Genomic DNA, 17,168 nt, shown 5'->3' with positions numbered 1-17,168 from the left:
AGGTCCGGACGACCACTTCAGGGTTCAATGGCCAGGGTAACTCAATGACGCGCACCGTACTTTCCTTTCTTCTAATCCTTTTTTTCTCGGCGTTTACCGCATCCGCCCAGCAACAGAATTCCTGGATCCAGCTTGAATCCCACCCCAACCTCGCGGTGACCGAACAGGCCATCCGCGCCTACGGTGCCCGCATCGATGACGTCAACGGCTTCAACCTCGGCGGCGGCTGGTATGCCGTGGCCCTCGGCCCCTACTCGCCGGACGAGGCCGAGAATGTCATGATTTCCCTGCGCGAACAGGGCCTTATCCCGCGTGACAGCTATGTCGCCGACAGCGCCAACTACCAACAGCAATTCTGGCCCGTGGGCGCCAACCTGCTCACTCAGCCGGCCGAGGACACCACCGAGACCGCCGAGGGCGTCACCACCGAAAGCGTCGAGGTGACCGAGCTCGCCGACGCCCTGGCCGAGGCCGCGGGCAACGCCGACCCCGAGGATACCGCCGCGGCCGCGGAAACCGAAACCGATACGGCCACCGAAACCGACACGGCCACCGACACCGTCACGAACACCCAGATGGCCCAGGCCGACACCGGCGCCGCCTCCGGCACCACCGCCGGCACCGGCCAGCCCGAGGTCGTGGCCGAACCCGAGATCCCCGAGGAAACCCAGTACGAGGCCCGCCAGAGCGAGGCGCAACTCAGCGCCGAGGAACGTCGCCAGCTCCAGATCGCGCTGGAATGGGCCGGCCACTACCAGGGCGCCATCGATGCCGCCATCGGCCCGGGCACCCGCGGCGCCATGGCCGACTGGCAGCGCTCCAACGGGCACGAGCCCACCGGCGTCATGACCACCCGCCAGCGTGCCGAACTGCTCGGCCAGTACAATTCCGTGCTCGACGGGCTCGCCATCCGCACCGTCCGCGACACCGAGGCGGGCGTGCAGATGAAAGTCCCCACCGGCGTCGTCGCCTTCGACCGCTACGAGGCGCCCTTCGCCCATTTCAACGCCAGCGGCGACATCCCCGAGGCCCGCGTCCTGCTGATCAGCCAGCCGGGCGACCGCAGCACCCTGCTCGGCCTCTACGACATCATGCAGACCCTCCGCATCGTCCCCGAGAACGGCCCGCGCGAGATCAGCGGCAACAGCTTCTCGCTCACCGGCCGCAATGCCTCGATCGTCTCCCAGACCGAGGCCTCGCTCGAAGACGGCCACATCAAGGGCTTCACCCTGATCTGGCCCGCCGGCGACGAAGACCGCCGCACCCGCCTGATGGCCGAGATGCAGGCCAGCTTCCAGCGCCTCGACGGCGTGCTCGATCCCAGCGCCGGCGGCGACGTGCAGCAGGATGTCGACCTTGTCTCCGGCCTCGAGATCCGCCAGCCCAAGCTGTCGCGCTCGGGCTTCTACGTCGACCAGTCCGGCACCGTCGTCACCACGCTCGAAGCGGTCCAGGGCTGCGAGCGCGTGACCCTCGACGAGGATTACAACGCCCAGGTCATCGGCATCGACGAGGCGCTCGGCATCGCCGTGCTGAAACCCGTCGACGCGCTGGCGCCGATCGCCGTCGCCGCCTTCCAGGACGTGCCCCCGCGCCTGCAATCCGACATCGCGGTCGCCGGCTACTCCTATGGCGGCGTCCTCGGCTCCCCCACCCTGACCTTCGGCCAGCTCGCCGACGCCCGCGGTCTCAACGGCGAGGAAAACCTCAAGCGCCTGGCGCTCGCCACGCTCGAAGGCGATGCCGGCGGGCCGGTGGTCGATGCCTACGGCGCGGTCGTCGGCATGCTGCTTCCCGCCAGCCAGTCGGGCCGCCAGCTCCCCGAGGGCGTCAGCTTCGCCGCCGACGCGGCCGCCGTCCGCCAGGTGCTGGCCGATCTCGGCATCACCCCGGCCTCGACCAGCGGCGGCAGCACCATCCCGCCCGAGACGCTGTCGAAACAGGCCTCCGGCATGACCGTGCTCGTGAGCTGCTGGGACTGATCCCCAACCCCTGAAAACGCCAAAGGCCCGGGCACCACCGCCCGGGCCTTTTCCTTTCGCACCCCGTCTGGGCAAATGCCCCACCCCGGGCTTCTTCTGGCAAAAAGTATCCCGGGGGGAGCGTTGAAATCTCCTGATTTCAACGTGGGGGGCAGCGCCCCCATACCCGCTTCATGCAGACACGGCCGGCGTCACGTGGATAAGCGTCGGCCCGTCCGCCTCGAACGCCGTCATCACCCCCTGCGCCACGCCCTCGGGGCTCTCCGGCTTTTCCGCGTAGGCCCCGTAGGCCTTGGCCAGCGCCACGAAATCCGGGTTGATCTGGTCCACCGCCTTTGGCGCGATCTGCGCGCGGACCATGCTGTCCTCGATCTCCTTCAGCTTGCCGTTGTCCCACAGCAGGATCGGCAGCGGCAGGCGAAGCTCCACGGCCGTCGCCAGCTCCTGGATGGTATACTGGAAGCCGTAATCCCCGGCGATGCACAACGTGGGCTTGCCCGCCCGCGCCACAGCCCCCCCGATCGCCGCCGGCAGCGCGTAGCCCAGCGTGCCGAAGCCGAACGGGTGGTGCCAGTGACCGGGCCGGTCCATCGGCCAGACTTCCTTGGCGGTATAGGCGAACTGCGTCATGTCCGAATAGAACATCGTGTCGCCCGGAAGCACGTCGCGCAGCGCGTCGCAGATCGGCACGATCCCCGGCCGCTCGGCATCCGATTCCGCCCGCCACCGCGCCTTGGCGGCGGCCACGTCGGCCTCGCGCCAGCCGGCCTCGGCCTCGAACCCGCCAACCGACAGGATCTCACGCGCCAGCGCCGCCGCGTCGGCCTGGAACGCCAGCTCCGTCCCCGACGCCGCGCGCAGCACCTCGGGGTCGATATCCACCCGGATGAACCGCCCCTCGTGGCCCAGCTCGTCGCGCCACAGGTCCACCTCCGAAAGCTCGGTGCCCACGGCGATGACAAGGTCGGCCTTGGCGATCATCCCGGCACTCTCCGGCCGGGCCAGGTAGGCGCCGAAATCAAGCGCATGCCCGGCAGCGACCCCGCGGCCCGCATAGGTGGTGAAACTCGCGGCCCCGGCCTGCTCGACCACCGCCTTCCAGTCCTTTGCGCCCTCGACGGCCCCGCCGCCGAACACGAACATAGGCCGCTCCGACGCCTTCAGCGCCGCCACGATCCGCTCGGCGGCGGCCACCGGCCTTGTCTCGGTCTGCAGGCAGGGCAGCTCCGCCGGCGGTGCATCGGCCAGCCCTTCCAGCGCCCTGATCGGCACCTGGATATGCCGCGGCCGCTTGCGGCCCGTGGCGAACTCGGTCAACGCCCGGTCGATGAGGCCATAGGCGCTTTCCGCATCCCGTGCCTCGAGGCTCCACTCGCACACGCAGGCGCCCGCCGCCTCCTGGTCCAGCATCTGGTGCAGCTGTCCCCGCCGCCGCGCCGTCTCGTCCAGGCAGGACGAGATCGCCAGCACCGGCACGCTGTCGGAATAGGCCTGACCCAGCGGCGTCATGATGTTGCACAGCCCCGGACCGGTGATGATATAGGCCACCCCCGGCTTGCCGCTGGCCCGCGCGTAGCCATCGGCCATGAACCCCGCGCCCTGCTCGTGACGGGCCAGCACATGGGTGATCCCGGCCTCCTCTATGCCGCGATACATTTCCTGGTTATGCACGCCGGGAATTCCGAAAATCACGTCCACGCCACGCGATTTCAGCATGTGGCTGATCTGTGCTCCGAGGGGTCTTTGGCTCATCAGGCTCTCCAGAAACTTATGGTAAAGAGGACATAGACGGCGAAAAGCTCCAGCCGTCCAATCAGCATGCCAACGGTCAGGATCCACTTGGCAAGGTCGTTGAGGGGGGCGTAATTGCCCGCCGGGCCGATGGTGTCGCCCAGGCCGGGGCCGATATTGGCCACCGCGGCGGCCGCACCCGACACCGAGGTTGTGAAATCCAGCCCCGTCATCCCCAGCGCGACCGACAACAGGCCCAGCGTGACCACGAAGAAGACGAAGAACGCCATCACCGAGTTCAGCACCTCCTCGCCCACCGGCCGGCCCTGGAACCGCGGCGAGAACATGCCATGCGGCGCGTAGATGCGCCGCATCTGCGTGCTGATCGAGGCGAACAGAAGCTGGTAGCGGAAGATCTTGATCGAGCACGAGGTCGACCCGGCACAGCCCCCGATCAGCCCGATGAAGAAGAACACCGAGATCAGGAACGGGCCCCATTTCATGTAATCGACGCTGGCATAGCCGGTGCCGGTGATGATCGAGGTGATGTTGAACGTCGCCTCCCGCAGCGCCTGCTCGGGGTGGTGCGGGAAGATGGTGACCAGCACCGCCGCCGTCACCGCCACCAGCACCGCGATGATCGCAAGGAACACGTGCACCTGGCTGTCGCGGAAGAGCGGCGTCACCCCGCCGTTCAGCATCTGCACGTAGCGCACGAAGGGCAGCGCCGCCAGCACCATGAACACCGAGGCCACCCATTCCGCCGGCCCCTGGAACGTCCCGAAAGAAGCGTCGTAATTGGAAAACCCGCCGGTCGAGACGGTGGTCAGCGCGTGCACGATCGCGTCGAACGTCTCCATGCCCGTGAACCTGTAGCACATCGCGCAGGCCACCGTGATGCCGACGTAGATGATCGAGATGCTCGACGAGATTTCCGTCGCCCGGGGCAGGATCTTGCCCATCGTCTCGAACGCCTCCGAGCGGAAGATCTGCATCCCCCCCACCCGCAGTTCCGGCAGGAACACCATCGCCACCACGATGATCCCGATCCCGCCCAGCCACTGCATCAGCCCGCGCCACAGCAATATGCCGCGCGGCAGCTCGTCCAGCCCCGTGAACACGGTCGCGCCCGTGGTGGTCATCCCCGACATCGCCTCGAAGATCGCGTCCACCACCCGCGCCTCGGTCGCGCCAAGCAGGAACGGGATCGCCCCGAAGATCGGCAGCGCCACCCAGACGCCGGTTGTCAGAAGGAAGGTCTGCTGAAGCGTCAGCCCCTCGCGCACACCGTTGCGGCAGGCCAGCGCCACAAGGCCGCCGCACAGCACCGTCAGGATCGCGCTCTCGGCAAACACGTGCCAGTGACCCCGCCCGTCGGCGATGTCCACCAGCATCGGCGCGATCATGGTCAGGCCAAGGGCCATGACCAGAAGGCCGAGCACATATGCGACGGGGCGCAGATCCATAGTCAGGCGAAGCCTTGGCCGGGCCGCCTGACAGTGTCAAGCGCGTCCGGCCGATGCCGTCATCCGCGTCACGTCATTTGGTCAAGGGCGCCGGCGGGCCGCAACACGGCCCGCCGCAACGCGGTCAGATGTAGAACAGGTCGCGGAAGACGTAATACGGAATGTCGTCCCGCTTCAGGCCCATCTTGGCGAGTTCCTCGTCGGATTTCGCCTCGAGCTTCTCGATCGCCTGGCGGCGCGAGGCCACCCGGTGATGCGCTTCAAGCCCGCGCATGAAGGATGCGAAAAAGCGGCTCAGAACGCCTTGCTTGGCGTCGGTCGCATGAAAGTTCGTTGTAGCAGTAGCCATTTGGAAACCTCGTCTGGTTCAGGTTCGGTTTCCTCCCTGCCACTCAAGCTAGGTCAGCATTGCTGACATGAGAAGCCTAAATTCGGTATGGCCGGTTTGCATCTGGTGCATCCCGGCCGGGCCCGGCCTCACACGCCGGTCTTGCCGCTGTCGCTGCCGTTGGGCGGCATCGCCGGCGGGGCCGAGGGCTGGCGGGGGCGCTTGGCGCCGGTCTCGGCGGCCGCCTTGGGCGCGTCGGCCGTCGCCTCCGGTTTCGCCGCGTCCTTTGCCGGCTCGGCCTTGGCCGCGGGTTTCGCCGCCTCCGCCTTCTTCGCCGGCGCAGGTTTCGCCTCCGCCTTCTTCGCGGGCGCCGGCGCAGGTTTCGCCTCCGCCTTCTTCGCGGGCGCCGGCGCAGGTTTCGCCTCCGCCTTCTTCGCGGGCGCCGGCTTGGCTGCCGTTTTCTTGTCCGCCGTCTTCACGGCTGCCGGTTTCGCGGGCGCCGCCGTCTTGCGGGCCGGCGGCGTCGCATCCGTGGCCAGCGCCTCCTCGGCCTTCACCGCGCTCCGTCCGGCACAATTATACGGCAGGCCCAGGAACGGGTTCGCCCGGAACGCCGCACGGCCGAAGACCTGCGCCACGCGCAAATTGTTCTCGATCACGTATCCGGCCATCCGCATGCTGGCAGCCGACAGTTTCAGGGGGGCGGAGACAGGCAACATCGTCATGTATCCTCTGCTAGGGTGGTCCGCGCGGCATAGCGCGGAAACGTGACAGCAGGATAAACTCTCCCGCCCCGGCACGGGAACAGCGCAGCGCGCGACACGGGCGCACGCTTTCACATTCGCGCAAAAATCAGCCGAACCGCGCGCAAACCGCCCGGAAACCGGTCATCGGCTCAAGCCCGGCGAACCCCGCCTCAGCCGACGTGGAACAGCGTCTTGAAGATCTTCGGGTCGATGCTCTGGGCGGCAAAGGTCTCGCCCTCGGTCAGGATGCTCACCGCGTCATGGCTGTGCAGGCTCTCCTGGTGGCTGGCCATGATCCGGAAATCCCCGATCCGCGCATCCTTCTGCAATTGCTCGCAAAACAGCCGCGCCGCATCCTCCACGAAGATCGGGTTCGCGGCGTTCAGCTCGGCGAAGGCCTGCTCGTCCTCGCGCTTGACCATCACCTGCGTCTCGGTCGGCACCGCCGCGCGGGCCATCTCGATCAGGTCCTCGAACCAAAGACAGCCCGGCGCGTCGCAATTGATCTCGACCGAGATTCGCGCCACCGACCGCTGCGAATGCGGTGTCGCCAACTGCCCCCGCGACTGCCGCGCATGTTCGCTCAGTTCCAGCGAGCACGGGCAGGTCGACGAATAGACGTAATCGAGATGCATGAACTTGCGCCGCACGCCCCCGGTCTCGACCAGCTCCAGCGCGATATCGTAGAACTGGAACCCCTCCAGACCCGACCGCAGCGACTTGATCTTCATCGGGTAGGAAAACCGCATCTGGATGCGCGCATCCACGCTTTCGAGGTCGGACATGTAGTCATCCAGCGCCGCCTCGATCACCTCGAAGCTGAAGGTCTTCTCGGCATGCTTGTAGAAGCTCCGCATGATCCGCGACATGTTGATGCCCTTCTTGCCGGGCTCGAGGCTGACCGTCCCGGTCACCGAGGTCTCCAGCGTCAGGTCGCCATTGTCGCGGGTATGAAAGCTGATCGGCAGGCGGAAATTGGAAATCCCCACATGCTCCAGGTGCTGCTTCGCCCCCCGGATGAGCGAGGCCGGGCCGTTCTGCAGATCGGGCATCGACTTGCGATAGGCGTCGTCGGGCTGGAACTCCTCCGGGTAGGTCCGGCTCAGCGCCGGGTAGTTCGTCACCTCCCCGCGCGGCAGCAGCCGGGCAATGGCTGGGTCGAGATCGGCCACTTCCTCGGGGGTCGCGTTCGCCGCCCACGCGCGCAGCACCGACAGCGCCTGTTCGGCGTCGTCCCGGTCCAGCGCGTTCTCCAGCTTGGTCCGATGGATATTCATCAGCGGCCATCCCCTTTTGTCCTGCCGTCTATCACATAGTGCGTCCCGGCGGAAAATCCCAATCTCGCATAAATCTACGCCGAATGCGACAGCCCGGATCATTTCCGAAGCCGGTCGGCTCACCGGCCGCGCTTGACATGCAACCAATTGGTTGCATATATCACCCCATGACCGATGTCTTCCACGCCCTCGCCGACCCCACCCGCCGCGACCTGCTCGACCGGCTGTTCCTGACCGGCGGGCTCACCCTCTCCGAACTGGCCGAGGGCGCGCCCATGTCCCGGCAGGGCGTGGCCAAGCACATCGCCATCCTCGAGGCCGCCAACCTCGTCACCACCGAATGGCAGGGGCGCAGCAAGCGCCACTTCCTCAACCCCGTGCCGCTGACCGGCATCGTGCATCGCTGGGTCGGCAAGTTCGAAGACGCCCGTCTCGACGCGCTGGCCGACTTCAAGACCCGCCTCGAAGCCCCTGCAGACAAAAAGGAAACCAAGCGCCATGGCTGACGACATCACCCCCGCCCACGACACCCGCGCCTCGACCGGCAAACCCACCGCGTCGGATTTCGTCTACACCGTCTTCATCCGCGCCGATATCGACACCGTCTGGAACGGCCTGACCGATGGCGAGCTCACCCGCCGCTACTGGGGTCACGACAACCGCTCGACATGGGAAAAGGGCGCGCCCTGGGAACATGTCCGCACCAACGCCGAGGGCACCGTCGACGTGCGCGGCCGGGTGATCGAGATCGACCCGCCCACCCGCATGGTCTGGAGCTGGGCCTTCGGGACAGAGGCCGACAATCCCGAAAAGCTCTCCCGCGTCACCTACGAGCTGACGGCTCTCGGCCCCGACACCAGGCTCACCGTCCGCCATGCCGAGCTCGAACCCGGCTCGATGATGGACGAGGGCGTGCGCAACGGCTGGCCGGCGGTCCTGTCGAACCTCAAGTCGATCCTCGAAACCGGCGAGGTCCTGCGCGAGGACCAGTGGCCGAAACCCGAACAGTTCGAACACCCCGAGACCTAGGCGCCGGCCTCCCCGCCCTCCAAATGCGCCAACAGCCGGGCCAGGAGCGCCGCAAGCTCGCGCCGCTCCGGCCCGGTCAGCCCGGCCAGCATCTCCTCCTCCAGCGCCATGTCCTCGGCATAGGCCCTGTCGATCAGCGCCCGCCCCTCCGCCGTCAGGCAGGCCAGCTTGCTCCGCGCGTCCTCCTCCGAGCGGCGCCGCGCAATCAGCCCCTTCTCCTCCAGCCGCATCAGCCGGTCGGTCAGCCCGCCCGAGGAAATCAGCAGGTCGCGCATCAGCTCCGTCGGCCGCAGCTCGAACGGCGCGCCCGACCGCCGCAGCGTCGCCAACACGTCGAACTCGCCCGCGTCGATACCGTGGCGCTCGAAGACCGTCTCGATCGGCGGCCGGGTCAGCGCCGTCAACCGCTTCGCCCGCCCGAGAATCGCCATGCCATCCAGCGGAACATCCGGGCTCTCCCGCCGCCGCCGAAGCAGCAGCCGGCCGATGTGATCGAGGGATTCGTCAGTGTTTTCAGCCATGAACCCAGCCTATCAGAATTTATCTTGACGTCGAGACAAATTGATATTTACCTTGACGTCGAGATAAATCAGGAGGCCAGAATGGACCGCACATCATCTCCCATCCACACCGAAACCCTGCCCTGGATGCCGCTCGAGCCCGGCGTTTCCGCCCGGATCCTGCGCCTCGACGGCAATGACCGCACCCTGCAATTGAAGGTCGAGCCCGGCACCACCATCGCCGCCCATGCCCATGGCGGCGAGGTTCACGCCTACAACCTCTCCGGCCGCCGCAGGCTCGGCAACGGCGAGATCGCCGGGCCCGGCGCCTATGTCTACGAACCTGCGGGAAACATGGACAGCTGGTCCTGCGAGGGGGATGAACCGGTCGTGATTCAGATCACCATGACCGGGTCGCTCACCTATCTGGACCAGGGCGGCGCACCGGCCAGCCGGACCGACACCGACAAGCTGCGCGACCTCTACAATGCATGGTGTGCCGGCGAAGGCCACGCCCCGGTGGCGCTCGGCGCATGAGAAAAGGCCCGCCGGTCCCCGGGGCCGGCGGCATCCGACCATCGCGAGGCCGGACAACCACCTCCTACCACTCCACTGCACCGTTCACACCCGACGCGAGGCCGTCCGCAAGGACGGACGAGCCCCGCCCGCACCGATATCGCACCGACGTAATACCGACAAAATACCGACGTAATACCGACGTCGGGTTTTGCCCCCTCAGACCGCCTCCAGCGCCTGCATCACGTCGGCGATCAGGTCGCCCGTATCCTCGATCCCCACCGACAGCCTCACCAGCCCCGGCGTGATCCCCAGAACGTCTTTCTGCTCGTCCGACAGCCGCTGATGCGTCGTCGTTGCGGGATGCGTCGCGATCGACTTTGCATCGCCCAGGTTGTTGGAAATCAAGACGATTTCCAAGGCATTGAGGAACCGGAACGCCGCCGCCTGCCCGCCTTTCACGTCCAGCGCGATCACCGTCCCCCCGGCCCCCATGTCGCGCTTCACGAGCGCATGCTGCGGATGGCTCCCATGCCCCGGATAGATCACCCGGTCAAGCTTGCCATGCCCCTGCAACGCCTCCGCCATCTCCAGCGCCGTCCCCGCCTGCGCCTTGACCCGCAACGCCATGGTTTCCATGCCTTTCAGCATGACCCACGCGGTGAACGGCGACATCGACCCGCCGGTATGCTTCATGTACGGCTCGACCGTCTTGCGGATGAACTCCCTCGAGCCCAGGATCACGCCGCCCAGCGTCCGCCCCTGCCCGTCGATATGCTTGGTCGCCGAGTACACCACCACGTCCGCCCCAAGCGCGATCGCCTTGGAATAGACCGGCGTGGCAAAGACGTTGTCCGCCACCACCTTGGCGCCCTTGGCGTGCGCGATCTCCGCCACCGCCTTCACGTCCACCACCTCGAGCGTCGGGTTCGCCATCGTCTCGAAGAACACCAGCTTGGTGTCGTCCCTGACAGCCGCCCGCCACGCCTCCAGGTCCGTGCCGTCGACGAACGTCACCTCGACCCCGAACCGCGTCAGAACCTCTTCCAGCACGTACAGGCACGACCCGAACAGCGCCCGGGCCGAGACCACGTGATCCCCCGCCCTGAGCATGGAAATCAACGCCCCCGACACCGCCGCCATCCCGCTGGCGGTGGCAAACGCATCCTCGGCCCCTTCCAGCGCGGCGATCCGGTCCTCGAACATCTTCACCGTCGGGTTGCCGTAGCGGGCATAGATGAACTCGTCCGGCCCGGCCTCGAGGAATCGTGCCTCGGCGGCCTCGGCACTGTCATAGACAAAGCCCTGCGTCAGGAAGATCGCCTCGCTGACCTCGTTATACTGGCTCCGGCGGCTGCCCGCGTGAACCAGCTTCGTGCGTGTGTTCCAGTCTGTCATAATTCCGTCCTTCCGGGCCCCTTTCGCCCATGAAAAAACCCCCGACGCGGCCAAGCGAAAGGGGGTTCCTTCATCCTGACCTCTTTAGCGGTGTTGTTTTACGTGGCCCGCAATCCGGTAACAAATCGCCACGCCGAACGCTTTAGCCCCGGCACGCCCCGGCGTCAATCCCGCGGGGGCATTGTCACGGTCCTTTAACCATAGGTTCAAAATAGTTTCGTATGGTGCGCGTAACCCCTCGCCACAAGATGTAGTGGGATTACGAGCAGTATGCCGCTTCTTCAGATCTCCGCGGGCCCCGACGGGCCCGATCTTCACGGCGCGCCGCGCCCGCTTGGCCCGGCGCTGGCCGAGGGGCTGCAACACCCCGGCCCGGTGATCGTGATGATCCACGGCTTCAAGTTCGCCCCCGGCGCCGCCTTCGACTGTCCGCACCGCCATATCCTCGCCCTCGAACCCGCCCGCGACTGCTGGAAAGCGCTGAGCTGGCCGCGCGCCCTCGGCTTCGGCTCGGGATTCGAGGACGAGGGGCTGGGCCTCGCCTTCGGCTGGCCCGCCCGCGGCACCATCTGGCAGGCCTACGAACGCGCCGAAAAGGCCGGCCGCGCGCTCGCCACCCTCATCCGTCAGGTCCGGCGCGCGGCGCCCGGCCGCCCGGTCCACCTGCTGACCCATTCGCTGGGCGCCCGCGTGGCGCTCTCCGCCCTGCCCCACCTGGCCGAGGGCGACGTCGGCCGCGCCATCCTGCTCAACCCGGCCGAGTTCGGCGGCCGCGCCCGCGCCGCGCTCGCCACGCCCGCCGGCTGCGCGGCGGAGGTGTTCAACGTCACCAGCCGCGAGAACGACTTTTTCGACTTCCTGCTCGAACGCCTCATCGCCCCGCCCCATCGCGGCGACGGCACGCTGGCCCAGACCATGCCGCGCCAGCCCAACACGCTCACCCTGCAGCTCGACCACCCCGGCACGCTGCGCGCGCTCAACGCCCACGGCTTCCCCGTCGCCCCGCCCAGCGGGCGCATCTGCCACTGGTCGTCCTACCTGCGGCCGGGGGTCTTCAGCCTCTACCGCACGCTCCTGCGCCACCCCGAGGCGCTCTCCCAGGCCCGGCTCCGGTCGATTCTCCCCGACCGACCCGACCCGCGCTGGTCCCGCGTGCTGCAATTGCCCGACTGGCGCGTGCCGTTGCCGGTCCGCCGGAATGCCTCACTCTGAGCCGGCGTGGAAACACACTGACATTAACGATTTGTTAACTACCGCCGACCAAACGAGCGTTTCCGTTAGGTCACGCGCCAACGCGCGGAATCAAGTCGCGCCAACGGCGCGACGCCGCGCGATCGCCCGTTGACCGACAGGCGATTGCCCTGCAATCGCCGATAGGGGGGCCGCCCCGACGGTCTGGCGATTGGGAGAGGTGAGCGCAACGTATCTATGATGGATGTATTAGGCAGGCATAAACTGCCATCCACTCCCGTCGGATCGCCACCCCGCGGTCTGTCGATCACGCGGCCCCTCACGCCTTGTCGTCGCTCTCCCCCTGCGTGCCATGTTCCTTGAACAAGCCACCCTGGAAGATGAAGAACAGGAAGATCGCCGCCGTCAGTCCGAAGGTCTTGAAATAAACCCAGGTCTCCTCGGTCATCGTCCGCCAGATCACCTCGTTCAGGATCGCCAGCCCGAAGAAGAACAGCATCAGCCGTTTCGTCAGCAGCATCCACCCCCGGTGGGTCAGCGGCATCACCCCTTCCATCACGTATTCCAGCCACGACTGGCCCCGCAGCAACCCGATCCCCAGCAACCCGCCGAACAGCAGGTAGATGATCGTCGGCTTCATCTTGAAGAACCGCGGGTCGTTGAACCACACGCTCATCCCCCCGAAGACGATGATCAGCACCGCCGTGATCATCTGCATCTTCGACAGATGCCCGGTCAGCTTCCACAGGATCGCCATCGACAAAAGGAACACCGGGATGAACCCGGCAGTGACCACGATGAACCCGTCATACTCGGTCCCGCCCATGACGAAACTCTCGTCCTTGAGCCAGAGATACGCCACGAAGAACCCGATGATCGGGCCCAGTTCCAGCGCCGTCTTGAGCCCCTGGTTGATCTTCCGTCCTGCCATGTCCTGCCTTTCAGCCTCCGAATTCCACAATCACCGCGCCAACGGCTATCAGCGTCATCAGCGCGATCCGCCGCGGGCCGACCGTCTCGCGCAGCACCAGCCAGCCGATGAGCGCGGCAAACACCGTCGAGGTTTCGCGCAGCACCGCCGCCTCGCCCACCTTGTCCAGCCGCGTGGCCAGCATGATCGACCCGAACGACATATAAGCCACCACGGCCCCGAGCACACCCCTCGCCATCAGCCCGCCGGGCTCGGGCCGCAGCGCCATCCGCCGCCAGCGCCAGAGCGCATAGATGGGAATGCAGATACCGTCGACCAGGAACAGCCAGACGATGAAGGTGAACGGGTTGGCCGTGGCCCGGATGCCATAGGCATCGATCGTGGTGTAGAGCGCCACGAAGATCCCCGTCATCACCGCCAGCCCCAGCGCCGCCGGCAACGTCTCCCGCGCCACCCGGATCGTCCGCAGGTTATAGACCGCCAGCCCGTAGATCCCCGCCAGCAGCACCCCGACGCCCAGCCACTGCACCGGCGTGAACGTCTCTGCGAACAGCAGCCACGCCCCGATCACGGTAAACAGCGGCCCCGTTCCCCGCACCACCGGGTAGACCACCGTGTAGGCGCCCCGCATATAGGCCATGCCCTGGAAGATCTTGTAGACAAGGTGCACCCCGGCACAGAGCGCGAAGATCGGCCACATATGCGGCTCGGGCCACGGCACCACGAACAGCGCCAGCGGCACCGAGATCACGAAATAGCTCGCGTCGATCGCCCCCCGGCTGGTCCACGGGTCGAACCGCCCCTTCTGCAGCGCCCCCATCACGGCATGCAGGAACGCCGCGAACACCGCCAGGCACAGCGCCAGCGTGTGCCCCGCCTCGGTCCCCTCCAGCGAAATCAGCCAGTCACTCACACCCACGCACTCACACGCTCACTCACGGGAACAGCCCGCCCTCGGTCAGTATCTCCCTCGCCTCCTCGGAGGGGATATGCATCGTCCGGTAGCCCTCGGGCGACGGCTCGTTGGTCGGGTCATCCTCGGGGATCAGCCGGAACACCCACGCATAGCCGTTGCCCTCGGCATCCTCGAACGTGGCGGGGCAATCGAACATCACCTCCCGCGCGCCCCTCCAGCCGTATTCCCGCCGCGCCGCGTCCGAGCCCTCGCAGGAAAACGCCGTCACCCTGCCGAACCGCACCTCCGACGGCATCCGCCCGAAACTCCCGTCGCCGTGGAACACCCGCGCCTTCCTGTCGACCGCCTGCCGGACGTAGAACGCCGCCTCCGCGGGCGGCTCCGCCGACCACCGCTCGAGATAGCCCGGCACCAGCATCAGCGCCATCACCAGCACGAACGCCACCACCGCCACGCGGGTCAGCCCGCCCATTGCCCCCGGCTTACCGGCCATGCCGCCCCCTCGCCGCGCTCCCGGAACCGCAGGCCCGCAAATTCGTTGCATTGTCAGGTAGGAGACAAATCACACCATGATCGACCACTTCGCCGATATGTTCACCCATAATTTCTCGGTCGTGCCGGCGCCGCTCGCCTTCACCCGGCTCACGGCGGCCTGCGTGCTCGGCGCGCTGATCGGGCTCGAGCGGGAATGGCGCCGGAAACCCGCCGGCCTGCGCACCCATATCCTCGTCTCGGTCGCCGCGTGCCTCTTCGTCATCATCGGGCAGGAACTCTCCGCCCTCGAATTCGGCGGCGCGGGCGAACAGCGCAACGACCCGATCCGCATGATCGAGGCGGTCACCGCCGGCGTCGCCTTCCTGGCCGCCGGGCTGATCTTCACCTCCAAGGGCGAGGTCCAGAACGTCACCACCGGCGCCTCGCTCTGGCTGGCGGGCGCGGTCGGCCTCGGCTGCGGGGCGGGCCAGATGTCGCTTGCGGCCATGGCCACCGCCATCGTGATCGTCGTGCTTTTCGCGCTCAGGCAGATCGAGATGTGGATGGGCACCCACTGACCGGCTCACCGTGCCTCGAGCCCGGTCAGCGCGGCGGCGAACTCCTCCGGATCGAATGGCGCGAGGTCGTCGATCTGCTCGCCCACGCCAATGGCATGGATCGGCAGCCCGAACTTGTCGGCCAGCGCCACCAGCACGCCGCCCTTGGCGGTGCCGTCCAGCTTGGTCATCACCAGCCCGCTCACATCCGCCAGCTTCTGAAAGGTCTGCACCTGTGACAGCGCGTTCTGCCCCGTCGTCGCATCCAGCACCAGCAGGGTGTTATGCGGCGCGCTCTCGTCCTTCTTGCGGATCACGCGCACGATCTTGGCCAGCTCCTCCATCAAATCGGCCCGGTTCTGCAGCCGCCCGGCCGTGTCGATCATCAGCAGGTCGGCGCCATCCTTCTGAGCCTTGTCCATCGCGTCCCACGCAAGGCTCGCGGGGTCCGAGCCCTCGGGCGCCGTCAGCACCGGCACACCGGCCCGGTCGCCCCAGACCTGCAACTGCTCCACCGCCGCGGCGCGGAACGTGTCGCCCGCGGCAATCACCACCGACTTGCCCGCCGCCTTGAACTGGCTCGCCAGCTTGCCGATCGTCGTGGTCTTGCCCGACCCGTTCACACCCACCACCAGCACCACCTGGGGGCGGTTGGGGTAAAGCGGCATGGGCTTGGCCACCGGCTCCATGATCCGGGCGATCTCGGTCGCCAGCAATTCCTTGATCTCCTGGCTGGACACGCGCTTGCCCATCCGCCCCTCGGCCATGTTCGCGGTCACCCGCAGCGCGGTATCCACGCCCATGTCCGCCGTGATCAGCAACTCCTCGAGCTGCTCCAGCATGTCGTCATCCAGCGCCCGGCGCACCACCGTCTTCGCCTCGCCCCGGCCGAACAGTCTCCCCAGCAATCCCGGCCGCGGCGCGGCCTCCGGCGCCAGTTCCCCCTGCGGGCCCGGAAGGGGCTCGGGGATCGGCGCCGGCATCGCCTCGGACAGGGGCGCCGGCATCGCCTCGGGCGCCACGTCCCGCGCCGGCGGCACGTCGCGTGTCGGCACTTCCTGCGGCGGCTCCGCGGGCTCCGGCAGGTCCGGCTCCGGTGTCTCAGGGGGCGATCCGGGCGCGGGCGGCAGGTCGGGCTGCGGGTCTTCCCTTGGCGCATCCGGCACCGGCGGCTGGTCCGGCTGCGGCGCTTCCGGCGGGGCCTCCTGCGGTTGCGGCAGGTCGGGCTCCGGTGCCTCCGGCGGCGCCTCGGACGGCTCCGGCAAATCGGGCTGCGGGTCCTCGGGCGGCGCATCGGGCCGCTCGCGCGGCTCGGATGGCTCGGATGGCTCGGGCGCCGCGGCCTCCTCCTCGCCCCCGTCCTCGACGATCGCGTCCAGCCCCTCCTCCAGCTTCGAGGAAGATTTGAACAAGCGTTCCTTAAGCTTTGAGAAAAACGCCATGGGCCCTCCGGGTTGCCTGCCCTTTTCACCTAATCCCATTGCCGGGGATTTGGAAGCCTCAGCCCGCCAGCGCCACCGCCATCATCACCTGCGCGCCATAATAAAGCGCCCAAAGCGCCACCGACAGCACCCTGTCGACCCGCGCCGCCACGTCCCGCCGGAACAACTGCACCGCCAGCACCGTATCCGACAGCACGAACGCCCCCGCCCCCAGCGCCGCCAGCCACAACGCCCCCGGCAAGGCCAGCGCACAGCCCGCCATCACCGTGATCAGGACAACATAACCCCTGACTGGCCAGCGCATCTCGCCCGTATGCGGCGCCAGCCAAAGCTCCGTGGACCCCGCCAGCGCCAGCAATGCCATCAGCGGCACCGCGGGCGGCATCCCGTCCACCAGCCCGAACAGCAGCCCGATATACGCCACATGCGCCAGCGCAAAGGCACATAGCCCCGCAAGGAACGCCGGTTCGCCCTCTCGCGACAGCGCGTAATCCCCGACCGCCGACAGCCCCAGCGCCGCCACCAGCCACACCGGCCCGCCCGTCAGCGCCGCCCAGACCGCGAGCATCGCCACCGGCACGGTTTTCACCATGCTCCGCCACGCCGTCACCGGCCTGTGACAAAACCACAGCCCATAGGCCACCGACACGACGCAACTGATGGCAAGGAACGTACCCATTACCG

General features: G+C 67.4%; 18 protein-coding genes and 1 riboswitch. Of the genes, 6 read left to right on the top strand and 12 right to left on the bottom strand.

Annotated features, from left to right (window positions below):
- The first annotated feature begins 44 nt into the window (after positions 1–44).
- Positions 45–1,982 (top strand): serine protease, encoded by a 1,938-nt coding sequence (locus QUV18_RS10580; protein ID WP_300893879.1) that lies wholly within the window; start codon positions 45–47, stop codon positions 1,980–1,982.
- A gap of 171 nt (positions 1,983–2,153) precedes the next feature.
- Here the strand turns inward: QUV18_RS10580 and QUV18_RS10575 are convergent, their stop codons facing one another.
- The 5 genes from QUV18_RS10575 to folE2 form a co-directional block, all read right to left on the bottom strand.
- Positions 2,154–3,734 (bottom strand): thiamine pyrophosphate-binding protein, encoded by a 1,581-nt coding sequence (locus tag QUV18_RS10575; protein ID WP_300893878.1) that lies wholly within the window; start codon positions 3,732–3,734, stop codon positions 2,154–2,156.
- On the bottom strand, positions 3,734–5,179 hold the full coding sequence (locus tag QUV18_RS10570; RefSeq protein WP_300893877.1) for a TrkH family potassium uptake protein: 1,446 nt from the start codon (positions 5,177–5,179) through the stop codon (positions 3,734–3,736). The genes QUV18_RS10575 and QUV18_RS10570 overlap by 1 nt, the downstream gene beginning before the upstream one ends.
- Positions 5,180–5,303: 124 nt before the next feature.
- On the bottom strand, positions 5,304–5,528 hold the full coding sequence (locus QUV18_RS10565; protein WP_300893876.1) for a hypothetical protein: 225 nt from the start codon (positions 5,526–5,528) through the stop codon (positions 5,304–5,306).
- 128 nt (positions 5,529–5,656) lie between these two features.
- Positions 5,657–6,232: a hypothetical protein gene (locus QUV18_RS10560; protein WP_300893875.1), complete on the bottom strand. Its 576-nt coding sequence runs from the start codon at positions 6,230–6,232 to the stop codon at positions 5,657–5,659.
- Positions 6,233–6,423: 191 nt separating this feature from the next.
- Positions 6,424–7,530: a GTP cyclohydrolase FolE2 gene (gene folE2 / locus QUV18_RS10555; protein ID WP_300893874.1), complete on the bottom strand. Its 1,107-nt coding sequence runs from the start codon at positions 7,528–7,530 to the stop codon at positions 6,424–6,426.
- A 167-nt stretch (positions 7,531–7,697) separates the two neighbouring features.
- On the opposite strand from folE2, the gene QUV18_RS10550 reads away from it, so the two are divergent.
- Both QUV18_RS10550 and QUV18_RS10545 read left to right on the top strand, forming a co-directional pair.
- Positions 7,698–8,036, top strand: a complete 339-nt coding sequence (locus tag QUV18_RS10550) for a metalloregulator ArsR/SmtB family transcription factor (RefSeq protein WP_300893873.1) — start codon at positions 7,698–7,700, stop codon at positions 8,034–8,036.
- Entirely contained in the window at positions 8,029–8,559 is a 531-nt protein-coding gene (locus QUV18_RS10545; RefSeq protein ID WP_300893872.1) for an SRPBCC family protein, read from the top strand. The genes QUV18_RS10550 and QUV18_RS10545 overlap by 8 nt, the downstream gene beginning before the upstream one ends.
- Here the strand turns inward: QUV18_RS10545 and QUV18_RS10540 are convergent.
- A complete protein-coding gene (locus tag QUV18_RS10540) occupies positions 8,556–9,080 on the bottom strand; it encodes a MarR family transcriptional regulator (RefSeq protein WP_300893871.1) in 525 nt (174 codons plus the stop codon). The genes QUV18_RS10545 and QUV18_RS10540 overlap by 4 nt on opposite strands.
- Positions 9,081–9,161: 81 nt before the next feature.
- On the opposite strand from QUV18_RS10540, the gene QUV18_RS10535 reads away from it, so the two are divergent.
- The gene (locus QUV18_RS10535; protein WP_300893869.1) at positions 9,162–9,596 is read left to right on the top strand and encodes a hypothetical protein; all 435 of its coding nucleotides are present in this window, start codon (positions 9,162–9,164) and stop codon (positions 9,594–9,596) included.
- A 198-nt stretch (positions 9,597–9,794) separates the two neighbouring features.
- Here the strand turns inward: QUV18_RS10535 and metZ are convergent, their stop codons facing one another.
- Entirely contained in the window at positions 9,795–10,976 is a 1,182-nt protein-coding gene (gene metZ, locus QUV18_RS10530; RefSeq protein ID WP_300894152.1) for an O-succinylhomoserine sulfhydrylase, read from the bottom strand.
- Positions 10,977–11,036: 60 nt separating this feature from the next.
- A riboswitch (SAM riboswitch) is annotated at positions 11,037–11,115 on the bottom strand.
- A 128-nt stretch (positions 11,116–11,243) separates the two neighbouring features.
- Between metZ and QUV18_RS10525 the strand changes: the two genes are divergently transcribed.
- Positions 11,244–12,185 carry a DUF726 domain-containing protein gene (locus tag QUV18_RS10525; RefSeq protein WP_300893868.1) on the top strand — a complete coding sequence of 314 codons (942 nt, stop codon included), beginning with the start codon at positions 11,244–11,246 and terminating at the stop codon, positions 12,183–12,185.
- 298 nt (positions 12,186–12,483) lie between these two features.
- Here the strand turns inward: QUV18_RS10525 and QUV18_RS10520 are convergent, their stop codons facing one another.
- Genes QUV18_RS10520 through QUV18_RS10510 form a run of 3 tightly spaced genes read right to left on the bottom strand, consistent with a single transcriptional unit; the run spans position 12,484 to position 14,504 of the window.
- Positions 12,484–13,095: an inner membrane-spanning protein YciB gene (locus QUV18_RS10520; RefSeq protein WP_300893867.1), complete on the bottom strand. Its 612-nt coding sequence runs from the start codon at positions 13,093–13,095 to the stop codon at positions 12,484–12,486.
- A gap of 10 nt (positions 13,096–13,105) precedes the next feature.
- Positions 13,106–14,008 (bottom strand): EamA family transporter, encoded by a 903-nt coding sequence (locus tag QUV18_RS10515; RefSeq protein WP_300893866.1) that lies wholly within the window; start codon positions 14,006–14,008, stop codon positions 13,106–13,108.
- Between the two features lie 22 nt (positions 14,009–14,030).
- A complete protein-coding gene (locus QUV18_RS10510) occupies positions 14,031–14,504 on the bottom strand; it encodes a hypothetical protein (RefSeq protein ID WP_300893865.1) in 474 nt (157 codons plus the stop codon).
- A 76-nt stretch (positions 14,505–14,580) separates the two neighbouring features.
- Between QUV18_RS10510 and QUV18_RS10505 the strand changes: the two genes are divergently transcribed.
- A complete protein-coding gene (locus QUV18_RS10505; protein WP_300893864.1) occupies positions 14,581–15,063 on the top strand; it encodes an MgtC/SapB family protein in 483 nt (160 codons plus the stop codon).
- Positions 15,064–15,068: 5 nt separating this feature from the next.
- Here the strand turns inward: QUV18_RS10505 and ftsY are convergent, their stop codons facing one another.
- Together ftsY and QUV18_RS10495 are read right to left on the bottom strand one after the other, a co-directional pair.
- Positions 15,069–16,484 carry a signal recognition particle-docking protein FtsY gene (gene ftsY, locus QUV18_RS10500; RefSeq protein ID WP_300893863.1) on the bottom strand — a complete coding sequence of 472 codons (1,416 nt, stop codon included), beginning with the start codon at positions 16,482–16,484 and terminating at the stop codon, positions 15,069–15,071.
- A gap of 58 nt (positions 16,485–16,542) precedes the next feature.
- Positions 16,543–17,163: a lysoplasmalogenase gene (locus QUV18_RS10495; protein WP_300893862.1), complete on the bottom strand. Its 621-nt coding sequence runs from the start codon at positions 17,161–17,163 to the stop codon at positions 16,543–16,545.
- Positions 17,164–17,168: the final 5 nt, after the last annotated feature.

Source organism: Roseovarius sp. (genome assembly GCF_030373445.1).
Classification (GTDB): domain Bacteria; phylum Pseudomonadota; class Alphaproteobacteria; order Rhodobacterales; family Rhodobacteraceae; genus Roseovarius.
Note: the sequence above shows the minus strand (reverse complement) of the source record. Positions and strands in the feature narration are given on the sequence as shown.